Raw genomic sequence first — 15,065 nt, forward strand, 5'->3', positions numbered from 1 at the left:
TCACCCGTCGCCGTTCGGCCACGAATCGACCAGGGCAGGCACGGTGTGCACACCGTGCGGACCGTCGCCGCCCGTCGACCAGGCCGTGATCTGCTCGGTCTCGGCCTCATCCAACAGTCGCGGAGACGCCACTGCAGAATACGGATTCTCCGTCAGCTCGTCGACGACGGCGATGAATCTTCTACTCAGTGTAGTAATCGACGTTTCATCGAAGAGATCTGTCGCATAAACGACCGACAGTGCCCACGGCCCGTCCGCTATGAATCGAACGTCGAAGGTGAGGTCGACCTGGGCGGGTGTCACCCCAGAGGTAGCCGGCCGGATGTGCAGCCCATCGATGTCGCCTGCGGACGGTTCTGCGTCCCGGGAGCCCGGCCCCGCCGTCAACATCACCTGCGAGAGCGGTGTGAACGCCTGCGAGCGCACCGGGTTCAGCCGTTCGACGAGTGACTCGAAGGGCACGTCGGCATTCGCGAACGCCTCCAAGTCGGTACCGCGCACCTCCGACAGCAACGCGTCGAAGCTCATCGACGAGTTGATGTCGGTCCTGAGCACCAGCGTGTTGACGAACATGCCGATCAACGGATCGAGTTCACGCTGTCCGCGACCGGCGATCGGCGTGAGGATCGCGATCTCGGCCGTCGCCGAAAGACGTGAAATCAGCACTGCGAGTGCCGCGTGAACCACCATGAACGGCGTCACGCCGCGTTGGCGCGCGAGTTCCTCGATCCGGTCACCGATCGCGTGTGGGATCTCGGTGGTGTACGTGGCGCCACGGTGCGAGGCGACCTGCGGGCGGGGGCGATCCGCCGGGATCTCCACGAGACCCGGGAGTCCGGCCAGGTCGCGTTCCCACACCTCCAGCTGGCGGCCGACGACGGACGCCGGATCCGAAGGATCACCCAGTTCACGGCGCTGCCAGAGTGCGTAGTCTGCGAACTGGACGGGCAACGGCTCGAACTCCGGCGCGCGGCCTTCCGCCCGCGCGGCGTACGCGGCGACCACGTCGCCCACCAGCGGACCCATCGACTCACCGTCGGCGACGATGTGATGGAGCACCGCGACGAACAGCCACTCGCCCGGGGAGCGCTCCCACAAGCGGATGCGCACCGGGGGCCGAGCCGCGACGTCGAAGCCCGTCATCGCCGCCTGGCGCAGCGCCGCTTCGCCGTCGACCACAGCCCAGTCCGGTTCTGCTTCACGCGAGCCCGCCGCGTGCACCAGCTGGTACGGGTCACCGTCCGCCGCGGGGAACGTCGTCCGCAGGATCTCGTGCCGCTCCACGACGTCGAGGACCGCTCGATACAGGGCGTCGACGTCAAGTGCTCCGCTCACCTCGAGGGCCATCGAGATGTTGTAGGTCGCGAGCTCGGGTTCCAAGCGGTTGATGAACCACATCCGCTGCTGGGCGAACGAGAGCGGAACCCGTTCCGGACGCGGATCGACCACAGTCACCGGAGACAGAGCCGCACTCTTACCCACCGCCGCAGCCGCCAAGCAGCGGATCGTCGGGGCGTCGAACAGATCCCGGATCGACAGTTCCACACCCAGTGCTTCACCAGCCCGGGCCACCACCCGCATCGCGCTCAGTGAGTTACCACCCGCATCGAAGAACGACTCGATCACCCCGACCCGCTCCACACCCAGCACCTCGGCGAACACCGCAGCCAATGCCTCTTCGGCCTCGCCCTCGGGTGCGACGTACTCGGTCTCGGTCGACGACAGATCCGGCTCCGGCAGCGCCCGACGATCCAACTTGCCCGCCGAGTTCAGCGTCACCTCATCAAGCAGCATCCACACCGACGGACGCATGTACTCCGGCAACGACGCGGCCATATGGGCCTTCAGCGCGTCGAGGTCCACCGACGCCGGTGAGACATACCCGACCAAGAACTCCCCACCCGCAGGCGCGACAGCGACTGTCGCCGCCGCATGCACAACGCCCGCCCCACCTGCAATCGCCGCTTCGATCTCGCCGAGCTCAATCCGCTGACCCCGCAACTTCACCTGGAAGTCCGTCCGCCCCAGATACTCAATGTTCCCGCCCGGCACACGCCTAACCAAGTCACCGGTGCGATACAGACGCGCGCCCTGCGCACCGTACGGGTCAGCGATAAAGCGTTCAGCAGTCAGATCCGGACGTGCAGCGTAACCGCGCGCAACCTGCACACCACCCAGATACAACTCACCGGGAACTCCATCAGGCACCGGACTAAGCCGACTATCGAGCACCACAGCGGTCACGTTTAGCGACGGTCGCCCGATCGGGACGGTCAGATCATCGCGGCCAATCCTGTACGCCGTGACGTCCACCGTCGCCTCGGTCGGCCCATACTGATTGTAGAACTTGGCGCCTGGCAGTTGCCTAATCATCGCCGCAGCATGGGCCGGGCTTACCGCCTCACCACCGACGACGACCGTACGCAGCGACGTCAAATTCTGAATTTGATCACCGGCGGCGTCGAGGAACACCGCGAGCATCGACGGCACGAACGACGCGATCGTCACCTCTTGCGAAGCAATCAGTTCAGCAAGATACACCGGATCACGGTGCCCATCGGGACGAGCAATGACCACTGAAGCGCCGTTGACCAGCGGCAACATCGTCTCGAAGACTGACACGTCGAAGCCCAGCGGCGCCTTGTGCAGAACCCTGTCGGAAGGTTCGATGAACCAACCGTCCTGCATAGACATCACCCGATTGAGAACCGACTGGTGGGAAACAGCAACGCCCTTTGGCATGCCCGTAGAACCCGATGTAAACAGGGCGTACAAAGCATGGTCTGGGTGCAATGGAGTCAAACGCTCAGCATCCGTGACCGGTTCGACATCCGTATCCACCGGATCCGAACAATCGACTCCAAACAGCACCACACCTTCAAGTCCCGCCACCGCATCCGGTGTCGAGCCAGCAGCCACCAACACAGTGCGCGCACCGGCCGTCGACAGCATGTACCCGGCACGCTCAGACGGAGCCGCCACGTCGATCGGCACATACTGACCACCTGCAGCAATCACCGCGCCTATGGCGACAACAGCCTCGACGCTGCGATCGATGCACACACCGACCGCCACATCCGGGCCGACGCCCGCAGCGATCAACTCACGCGCCAACACCGCCACCCGCGCACCGAACTCGCCGTACGAAACCTCACGACCTTCGAACACCAACGCCGTAGCGTCCGGAGCCGAAACCACCTGCGCCGCAACAGCATCCGCGACCGATCCCGCAGGAACCTCGACCATCGGACCCGTCCCCGCAACCAACGCCGCGGCACGCTCGTCGCCGACCAGCATCGACACGTCGCCCACGGCAAGAGTCGGCTCAGCGGTCAACCCGTCAAGGGTCGCCACCAGACGATCTGCGAGAGTCTGCGCTGTCGACTCATCGAACAGATCCGCCGCCACGATCACCGAACCTGACCAATCCTGGCCGTCCGGCGCCGACGACACGGTGAAAGTCACGTCCACCTGCGCTGGAATTACCGGCGGTGCGATCGACTCCGCCGAAACACCGGCGATCTCCGCGTTCACCTGCGCTGCCGACGCACCCGGATCGAACGACAACATCACCTGAGCCAGCGGCGAGAACGCCTCACTGCGCACCGGATCGATCGCCTCGACCACCGACTCGAACGGCACATCCTGATGCGCCAACGCCGCCAGATCCGACTCCCGCACCTGAGCAAGCAACTCAGCAAAACTCATCGACGGATCAACCCGGGCACGCAACACCAAGGTGTTCACAAACATGCCCACCAACGCATCCAGCGCAGCCTGACCACGACCGGCCACCGGCGTCCCGACCGCAATATCCTCGGTCGCCGACAACCGCCCCAGCAACACCGCCAACGCCGCATGCACCACCATGAACGGCGTGGCACCGGAAGCCTGACTCAACGCCGTAACTCGCGACCCCACCTCCGCCGGAATCGTGAACTCGACCTTGGTTCCCACATGCGAGGCAATCGCCGGGCGCGGACGATCCGCCGGCAACTCCAACACATCGGGAATACCGTCCAGAGCGTCCCGCCAGAACCCGAGCTGACGGCCCAGCACCGAATCCGCCTCCTCCGGCGAACCCAGAACCTCACGCTGCCAAATCGCGTAATCAGCAAACTGCACCGGCAACTCCGCGAACACCGGAGCTTCACCGGCCGCACGCGCGGCGTAAGCGGTCAACACATCGGTCATCAACGGCAACGTCGACTCACCGTCAGCACCGATGTGATGGGCCACCACAGCAAACAGATAATCGTCGCCATCGGGGAATACCACGGCACGGATCGGCCACTGCCTCGACACATCGAAGCCAGCAGCCACTGCAACACCGAACGCCTCCACCGACGCCACCTCGGTCCACGGAAGATCCGCATCCACCGATGTCTCAGGAGCAATCACCTGAACCGGAACACCAGCCACATCCGGGAAACTGGTGCGCAAAATCTCGTGACGACGCACCACATCGGCAACAGCCGAACGCAACGCCGCAATATCGACGTCACCGGACAGCCGCAACGCCGCCGGAATGTTGTACGTCGGCGCCTCCGGCTCCAACCGGTTGAGGAACCACATCCGCTGCTGCGCGAACGACAGCGGAATCCGTTCCGGACGCGGCACCACCGCCGTCACCGCAGGCAGGGCCGCAGCCTTACCGACGGAAGCCGCAGCCAACTCACGGACCGACGGCGCCTCGAACAGGTCCCGGATCGACAACTCCACACCCAGAGCGTCACCGGCGCGGGCCACCACCCGCATCGCCGACAGCGAGTTACCACCGATATCGAAGAACGACACGGTCACCCCGACCCGCTCCACACCCAGCACCTCAGCGAACACCGTCGCGAGCGCCTCCTCGGCCTCACCCTCGGGTGCGACGTACTCAACCTGCGCCGACGATAAATCCGGTGCGGGCAACGCCCGACGATCCAACTTGCCCGCACTATTGAGTGCCACCTCATCGAGCAACGTCCACACACTCGGACGCATGTACTCCGGCAACGACCCAGCAAGGTGCGCCTTCACCGCATCGAGATCCACCGACGCAGGCGACACATACCCGACCAAGAACTCGCCACCAGCCGGCGCCGCCGCGACCGCCGCAGCCGCATGCACCACACCCGGCACACCCGCGATCACCGACTCGATCTCACCCAACTCAATACGCTGACCACGCAACTTCACCTGGAAATCAGTACGACCCAAATACTCGAGGTCGCCAAAGCTGTTGCGGCGCACCAGATCACCGGTGCGATACAACCGAGCACCAGCCTCCCCGAACGGATCAGCGATGAAACGTTCCGCCGTCAACGCAGGCGCCGCCGCATAGCCACGCGCGATCTGCACACCACCGAGATACAACTCACCCGGCACCCCGTCAGGCACCAAGTGCAAACGACCATCAAGCACCAAAGCCAGCGTATTCGGAACCGGACCACCGATCCCCACCGGCCGGCCCAGCTCCAGGAACGACGCCGTCGAATCAACCGCCGCCTCCGTCGGCCCGTACTGATTGACCACCTGCGCCCTCGGCACCAACGCCGCGATCCGCTCGAACAAACCCTGCGGCAACGCCTCACCACCCGTGAGCACGAACCGCAACGAACCAAGACGCTCAGCGATCGACGGATCATCAGCGAAAATCGCCAACATCGACGGCACGAACTGCACCGCGGTGATCTCCTGCGACTCGATCACCCGAGCCAAATACTCAGGATCGCGATGACCGTCAGGACGCGCAATCACCATCGTCGCCCCCGCCATCAACGGAGCAAACAACTCCCACACCGACGCATCAAAGGTCACCGGAGTCTTCAACAACACCCGCGACCCCGCAGGAATCACCGCACCACAGATCCACTCCAGCACGTTCATCGCAGCCGACTGCGAAACCGTCACACCCTTCGGCACACCCGTCGAACCCGACGTGAACAACGTGTACAAAGCACTGTCACCGCGCAACGGCGCCAACCTGTCCGCATCGGTCACCGCGGCAGTAGCCGGATCCACCTCACCCGAAGCATCCACCTCCAGCAGACGCACACCGGCCAGACCCGACACCGGATCCGGCACCACACCCGCCGCCACCAACACGATGTCCGCGCCCGCCGTCTCCAGCATCACCCGGGCACGCTCGGCCGGTGCCGCGGTGTCGACCGGCACATACTGGCCACCGGCAGCGGTGATCGCATGGATGGCGACCATCAACTCCACGCTGCGGTCGATACACACGCCGACCGCGTCGTCGGGCCCTACACCGGCGGCAATCAGTTCACGCGCCAACGTCGAGACTCGGGCACCGAACTCGGCGTACGAAACCTCACGACCTTCGAACACCAACGCCGTAGCGTCCGGAGCCGAAACCACCTGCGCCGCAACAGCATCAGCAACCGACCCCGCCGACGTAGCGATCACCGGGCCGGTCGACAACTCGATCGCCGCAGCTCGCTCCGCCGACGACAAGACGGCCGCGTCGCCGACGGCAGCCCGCGGGTCAGCAGTCAACTCATCAAGCACTGACACAAAGCGATTACCCAGCCACGTGGCCGTCGCCGGATCGAACAGATCCGTTGCGTACACGACCTTGCCGGACCATCCCGTGTCTGCACTCGTCATCACGCGGAAGGTCAGGTCGAACTGGGCCGGCACGAACGGATCGGGGACCCCCGCGACCCGCAAGTCTTCGACTTCGGCGTCGATCCCGCGCACCGAGGCGCCCGGATCGAACGAGAGCATCACCTGCGCCAGCGGCGCGAACGCCTCCGAGCGGACCGGATCGACCGCGTCGACCACGGCCTCGAACGGCACGTCCTGATGCCCGAACGCATCCAGATCAACGCGACGCACCTGGCGTAAGAAATCGGTGAACGACGCCCCGGACTCCACCGGGGTCCGCAACACCAGCGTGTTGACGAACATACCGATCAACGCATCCAGCTCGGCCTGACCACGGCCGGCGATCGGCGTCGCGATCGCAATATCACTCGTGGCCGACAGTCGGGCCAGCAGCACCGCCAGCGCTGCGTGCACCACCATGAACGGAGTCACATCGTGGGCGGCAGCCACCACAGCCACCCGCTCGGCCACCGGCACCGGAATCTCGAAGCCCACCTCCGCACCGCGGTACGAGGCGACCGCCGGACGCTTCCGATCGGTCGGCAATTCCAGCACATCCGGCAGCTGCGCCAACTGTGAACGCCAGAAGGTCAGCTGACGGCCCAGCACCGACTCGGCGTCCTCCGGCGAACCCAAGACCTCGCGCTGCCAGATCGCGAAATCCGCGAACTGCACCGGCAACGGCACAAACGGCGGCCGCTGTCCGGCCGCCCGAGCCACATACGCGGTCAGCACATCAGCCACCAGCGGGCCCATCGACTCACCATCGGTAGCGATATGGTGCGCCACCACAGCAAACAAGTACTCATCCCCGGCCAAGCGACAGATCACCGCACGAATCGGCCACTGAGCCGACACATCGAAGCCCTCGCTGACAGCAGCGAACAGGTCCGCCTCGGAATCGACCTGCGACCACGGCAGGTCTTCAACCACGGCAGAGGCAGAAGCGATCACCTGCACCGGGACGCCGTCGACATCAGGGAACGTCGTGCGCAGCACCTCATGGCGGGCCACCACATCGGCGAACGCCGCCCGCAACGCCGGCACATCCAAGCCTCCGCTGATCCGCAGCACCGCCGGAATGTTGTACGTCGGAGCGTCCGGATCGAACCGGTTGATGAACCACATCCGCTGCTGAGCGAACGAGAGCGGGATCTGCGCTGGGCGCGGCACCACAGCCGTCACCGGCGGCAACGCCGGTGCCCGATCAGCCACCACCGCAACGAGTTCCCGCACCGACGGCGCATCGAACACATCACGCACCGACACCTGCACACCCAACGCATCACCCACGCGCGCGACCAAACGCATCGCCGCGAGCGAGTTACCGCCGGCGTCGAAGAACGACTCAGTCACACTGACCCGGTCGACACCGAGCAGGTCCGCGTACACCGCGGCCACAGTCTCCTCATCGGCGGTCTCGGGAGCCACATACTCCACGGCCCCGAACACCGGATCCGGCAGCGAACGCCGATCGACCTTGCCCGCCGTGTTCAGCGGCATCGTCTCCAGCGCCACCCACACCGTCGGCACCATGTACTCCGGCAGATGCTTCGCCAACTCAACAACGACCGCGTCGGTATCGACCGACGCCGGAGCCACGTAACCGACCAACTGATCACCCGCCGGGCCCTCGACCACACGAGCCGCAGCATGCACCACACCATCGACTCCGGCGATCGCGGACTCGACCTCACCGAGCTCCAAACGCTGACCACGCAACTTCACCTGGAAATCGGTGCGACCCAAGTACTCCAGGTCACCGGTGGCACTGTTGCGCTTCACCAAGTCACCCGTGCGATACAGACGGGCTCCCTCACCACCGAACGGATCGGCGATGAAGCGTTCAGCCGTCAGATCCGGACGCGAGGCGTACCCGCGCGCCGACTGAATGCCGCCGAGGTAGAGCTCGCCGGGCACTCCGTCCGGGACCGGATGCAGACGGGCGTCCAGAATGAAGGCGGTCGTATTCGCCATCGGCGCACCGATGGGGACGAGCTGATCAACCTCGTCGAGCACTGCGGACATCGTGTACACCGCAGCCTCGGTCGGACCGAACAGGTTCACCACCTTTGCCTGCGGCACCCGGCGACGGAAATCCTTCGCCACCGCCGGAGGCAGAGCCTCGCCACCGGAGAACAACACCTGCAGATTCGGCAGCAACGGCTCATCGCCGACCACATCCAGGAACGCCGCCAACAACGACGGCACAAACTGCACGACAGTCACGTCGGACTGGTTCATCACGTCGGCGAGGTACTGCGGATCCCGCTCACCACCGGCATCGGCGATCACCATCGTCTGCCCGGCCACCAACGGCCAGAACAACTCCAGCACCGACGCATCGAAAGTGTGCGGGGTCTTGAACAGCAAACGCTGCTCCCCCACCGGAACCGTCTGATCGAACCACGCCACGAAGTTGCGCACCGCACCGTGCGAGATGGTCACACCCTTGGGCAGGCCGGTCGAACCCGAGGTGAACAGCGTGTACGCCGCATCCTCGGACCGCAGCGGCGCCATCCGCTCCGACGGATCCAACGGCTCCACGTCGTCAGGCAGCTCGTTCGAACAATCGACTTCGATTACCGGGACGTTCAAGCCGGCGACAAAATCGGGAAGCGCGGCGCCCTCGGCAACCAACACGAGCTTCACACCGGCAGTGGTTGCCACGTACTCGGCGCGCTCAGCCGGAGCATCCATCGCGATCGGTACGTACTGGCCGCCCGCAGCCATGACCGCGTGGACCGAGGTCACGAGTTCGGCACTGCGATCCATCACGAGGCCGACAGCGGTCTCCGGGCCCACGCCGGCAGCGATCAGGGTCCGCGCCAGCTCACCACTCCGGGCGCCGAACTCGCGGTACGAGAACTCCAGGTCGCCCGCCACCAAGGCCGCTGCGTCCGGCTTAGCCGCCACCTGAGCCAAGACTGCATCCGCAATCGACTCGTTCAAGACGGGTTCGATCGGACCCGCAGAAGCGGTCAGAACACGATCGGTCTCGGCCCCATCGCCGAGGTCCACGTCTCCGACCGGGACTGCCGGGTCGGCGACCAGTCCGCCGCCGAGGCGGATGAAGCGCTCGCCCAGATTCTCGATCGTCGTGCGGTCGAACAGCGCCGTCGGATACGTCAGCAGCGCCGTCCAGTCGCCCTCACCCGCCGAGATCGTCAGGTTCAAATCCATCTGCGCCGGCGTCTCCACCGACTCCAACGGTTCGATCGTCACACCCGCCACGGTCGCCTCGTCAGGCGCCTCGGTGATCGGGTCGACCGACAAGATCACCTGCACCAGCGGTGAGAACGCCTCGCTGCGCACCGGATCGATCACATCCACGATCGACTCGAACGGCACATCGGCGTGCGCGAATGCACCCAGATCGACCTCGCGCGTCCGAGCCATCAGCGCATCAAACGATTCGGACGGGTCGATCTCGGTCCGCAACACCAGCGTATTGACGAACATGCCCACCAGTGCGTTCAGGCCACGTGCGCCACGACTGTCGATCGGCGTACCCAACACGATGTCGGTGGAGCCAGACATCCGCGCCAGCAAGGCCGCGAACACCGCGTGCAGCACCATGAAGCGAGAGGAACCGGTCTGTGCCGCATACTCGTCGAACCGGGCTCCCAGCTCCGAGGGAATCGCGAACTGCACCTGGTCGCCGCGCGAAGAGAACACCGGCGGCCGCGGACGATCGGTCGGCAGGTCAATCACATCGGGCACGCCGGCCAGAGCCTGGTCCCAGTAAGCCAGCTGGCGACCGAGAATCGACGTCTCGTCGTCGGGTGAACCGAGTACCTCGTGCTGCCACACCGCGAAGTCGCCGTATTGCACCGGCAGCGCAGTGAATTCTGGCGCCTGCCCGCCGCTGCGGGCCGCGTAGGCCGTCAGCAGGTCGATCACCATCGGGCCGAAGGACTGGCCGTCGAAGGCGATGTGGTGGACCACCACGGCCATCACCAGGGAGTCACTGCTCTCTTCCAGCAGCCGCACCCGCAACGGCAATTCGGGGGTGACGTCGAAGCCAGCCCGCAGGTCCGCGAACACCTCTTCCACGGAGTTGACGGCGCGCCAATCGAGCAGGTCCGCCACTTTCTCGACCGGAGTCACGAACTGGTACGGCACACCATCGGCGTCTGGGAACACCGTCCGCAGTACCTCGTGACGGGCCACCACATCCAGCAGTGCCGCCCGCAACGCCTCGCGATCCACGTCGCCGCGGAGCCGGAAGGCGGCGGGGATGTTGTAGGTTCCCGCGTCGGGGTCGAGGCGGTTGATGAACCACATGCGCTGCTGTGCAAACGACAGCGGCACCGTTTCGGGTCGGGGGTCGGCTGGCAGCACGGGCGGCAATGCCGGCGCACGGTCGGCCACCGCCGCGGCGAGGCCGCGGATGGTCGGCTCTGCGAAGACGTCGGCGATGGAGAACTCGACGTCGAGAACCTCGGCGATACGCCCGACCACACGCATGGCCGACAGCGAGTTGCCGCCGAGGTCGAAGAACGACTCGGTGACGGAGACCTCGTCCATGCCGAGGATCTCGCCGAACACCTCGGCGAGGGCAGTCTCTTCGGGCCCTTCCGGAGCGATGTACTCGCCCACTTCGACCACCGGCTCGGGCAGGGCGCGCTTGTCCAGCTTGCCCACCGGCGTCAGCGGCAAGGTGTCGAGCACCTGGATCGAGGCGGGCACCATGTGCGAGGGCAACCGTTCCGCCAGGTACGCCCTCAATTCGGCGGTGTCGATGTTCGCCGCGTCCCCGACGACGTAGCCGGCCAGAGCCGTGGCGACCGAGCCGCCGACACCGATGACCACGGCCGAACTCACCTGCTGATGCGAGGCGAGCGCTGTCTCGATCTCACCGAGTTCGATGCGCAGTCCGCGCAGCTTCACCTGGTCGTCGCTGCGGCCCGAGTACTCGAGCACCGGCTGTCCGAGCTCTTCCCGCCACCGGACGATGTCGCCGGTCCGGTACATCCGATCGCCCGGAATGCCGTACGGATTCGCCACGAAGCGGCTCGAGGTGAGGGCTCCGTCGCGCAGGTAACCGCGCGATGCCGCGAAGCCGACGACGTACAGCTCGCCGGGCACACCGGGCGGCACCGGCTTGAGCCGCTGATCGAGCACCAGCAGACCGACACCGTTGATCGGGCCGCCCAGGTAGACTGGGGCACCGACCTGCATGGGCTCGCTGATCGTGATGCCGATCGTGGTCTCGGTCGGGCCGTAGAGATTCTGGATGCGACGCATGGTCGCCCATTCGTCCTTGAGCGCCTGCGGCACGGCCTCGCCGCCGGCGTAGACGACGCGCAGGGCCGGCAGTCCGGGCGACTCGAGGGTCGAGAGGACCGACGGCGTGAGGAAGGTGTGGGTGACGGCCTGCCGCATCATGTAGTCCTGCAGCACCTGCCCACCCACGGCATCGGACGGCCGGTAGATCAGGACGCCACCGCTGACCGTGGCCAGCAGGTATTCCAGCACCGACGCGTCGAAGCTCGGCGATGCGAACCCGAGCACCCGGGAGTACTCGTCGGCGCTCGACCGGCGCTTCTCTTCGGCCGCGAAGTTCGCCAGACCCGTGTGGGTCACGGCCACGCCCTTGGGCCGGCCCGTGGAACCCGAGGTGAAGATCACGTAGGCGGTGTTGTGGACGCGCACCGGCTTGAGCAGCTCGGCCTCCGTCACCGGTTCGGTGCTCATCGCGTCGACTTCGGCTTGCACCGCCGGATCATCGAGTCTGGTCCAGCCGAATCCGTGTTCCGGCAGGTCGCCTGTGTCGCCGGCGGTCAGGCCGAGCATCGCCGAGGAGTCTTCGACCATTGCGGCGATCCGGTCCGCCGGGTAGTCGGGGTCGATCGGCACGTAGCCGCCGCCGGTCTTCGCGACCGCCCAGATCGCGGTGAGCAGCGTCGCGGACCGTCCGATGGCGAGCGCGACGAGCGACTCCGCAGCGACTCCGCGCGCGATCAGCCAGCGCGCCAGCTGGTTCGACTTCTCGTCGAGTTGCGCGTACGTCAGCATCGCGCCCGCGTCGTCGACCACCGCCTGGCGCGGCCGCCACTTCTCAGCAGCCTCGGCGAACAGGTCACGCAACAGCACCGGCTCGGTGGTCGGGCCGCTCACCTCGACCGCGTCGTGTGCGCCGTCCAGCGGATCGATCACCGCGTATTCGAGACTCGATGTCGACTCGACTGCAGTCGGCTCCACGATGGGTTCACGCTTCCTTGCTTTCAGGGGCAGATCGCCGACGGCCACCGCAGGGTCGTCGAGCGCTGCACGGAGAATGCTCACGAGGTAATCCGCGAACGTCTCCATGGTCGATTCATCGAAGAGATCGGTGGCGTACAGGAACGACATCCGCCAGTCGTGACCGGCCTCGTCCTGCGCGACGTTCACGATCAGGTCGATACGCGCCGGCGGCGGACCGGCAACGAACGGCGCCACCTGCAGCCCGGCGATCTCCCCGGAGCGGAGATCGCTCCCCGCCAACTCGGGCACCGCACTCTGATCGAAGGTCAGCCAGATCTGGGTGAACGGCGAGAAGGCTGCCGACCGCGCGGGATCCACGGCGTCGACGACGTTCTCGAATGGCACGTCTCCGTTCGCAACGGCGGTGAGATCGGCCTGCTTCGCCTCGGCGACGAGATCGCTGAACGGCGCTCCCGCATCGACGGCGGTCCGCAACACCAGGGTGTTGACGAACATGCCGATGAGCGGGTCGAGGACCTCCTGGCCGCGACCGGCGATTGGGGTTCCGATTGCGATGTCGTCGACCGCGGTCAGCCGTGAGACGAGCGCTGCGAGCGCCGCGTGAACCACCATGAACGGGGTCACGTCCCACTCACGGGCCCGAGCGCCGATGAGGTCGGCCGTCGCCGCGGGAATCACCGCGTCCACCGAGTGGCCGCGTCGACTCGCGACTGCGGGACGCGGCCGGTCCGCCGGCAACTCGACCAGATCCGGCAGTCCGGCAAGGGTGCGCTTCCAGTGTTCGAGCTGGCGCCCCACCACCGAGTCTGGGTCGTCCGGCGAACCGAGCACGTCGTGCTGCCAGATCGCAAAGTCCGCGAACTGCACCGCCAACGGAGCGAACTGCGGAGTCTCACCGCGCGTGCGGGCCGAGTACGCCGCGAACAGATCGCTGACCAGAGGAATCCGGGACTCACCGTCGGACGCGATGTGGTTGGTCACCAGTGCGACGACGAAGTCGCCGGGCGCGGTCTGCCAGACTCGCACGCGAATCGGCCGGTCCTGCACCAGATCGAAGCCCGATGTTGCGGCGGCCGCGATCTCTTCCTCGGACGAGACCACCTGCCAATCGAGGTGGTCGGCCACCGATGCCGCGTCGCCGATCTCCTGGTTCGGCACCCCGGCCCGCGAGGGGAAGACGGTCCGCAGTATTTCGTGCCTCACCACGACGTCGACCACGGCGGCGCGAAGGGCAGCCACATCCAAGTCGCCGGTCACTCGCAGCACCGTCGGCTGGTTGTACATCGAGGTGGTCGGATCCAACCGGTTGATCAACCACATGCGGTACTGAGCAAACGACAACGGCACCGGTTCCGGTCGCGGCGCGACAGCCGTCACCGGAGGCAATGCCGGAGCCCGATCCTTTGTAGCCTCGATCAGTTCACGCACGCTCGGCGCGTCGAACACATCACGTACGGAGATCTCGACACCCAGCGCCGCCGACACCCGCGCGACCAGCCGCATGGCCGATAGCGAATTTCCGCCCACCTCGAAGAAGTCGTCCGTCACGCCGATCCGCTCAAGACTCAGCACATCGGCGAAGACCTGGGCGACAGCCTCTTCTTCCGGCGTCGCCGGGGCCACGAACTCCTGCTCGGCGAACACTGGTGCGGGAAGCGCACGGCGGTCCACCTTGCCCGATGTGGTCTGCGGGAGTTCGTCGAGTACCATCCACGTGCGGGGGCGCATGAACTCGGGAACCGACCGTTCCATCGTCGCGCGGACCTCGTCGAGATCGACGATCTCTCCGGTGCGTGCGGACAGGTAACCAACGAGCTGATCGACGCCGCCGGGGGCCTTCGCTACGACTACCGCTGCGAGCAGCACGCTCGGGACCGACGCGGCGACCGCTTCGATCTCGCCGAGCTCGATACGCTGACCGCCCAGCTTGACCTGGAAGTCGGCGCGACCGAAGTACTCGAGTTCGCCGTCCGGCGTCCAGCGGGCGCGGTCGCCCGTGCGGTACAGGCGTGACCCCGGCGCGCCGAAGGGGTCTGCGACAAATGCTCCTGCGGTGAGACCAGGCCGGGACGCGTAACCGCGGGCGATCTGCTCGCCCCCCAGGTACATTTCGCCGACGACACCGGCCGGCACCGGGCTGAGGCGATCATCGAGCACCTGCACGGTCGAGTTCCACACCGGCGACCCGATCGGCACCGTGTCCTCCGTGCCGAACGCCCGCCGGTAGGTGATGTCGACGA

At 66.1% G+C, this 15,065-nt stretch carries 1 protein-coding gene (only partly in view); it reads right to left on the minus strand.

All coding sequences use genetic code 11. From position 1 onward, the window contains the following. Window positions 1–15,065, minus strand: partial view of a non-ribosomal peptide synthetase gene (locus C6V83_RS16025; RefSeq protein ID WP_108702778.1) — the 3' end only. Its footprint extends 15,421 nt past the window's final position; only the last 15,065 of its 30,486 coding nucleotides appear in the window; its start codon lies beyond the right edge, outside the window; it ends in the stop codon at window positions 1–3.

Origin of the sequence: Gordonia iterans (assembly GCF_002993285.1) — a bacterium.
In the GTDB taxonomy this organism is placed as follows: domain Bacteria; phylum Actinomycetota; class Actinomycetes; order Mycobacteriales; family Mycobacteriaceae; genus Gordonia; species Gordonia iterans.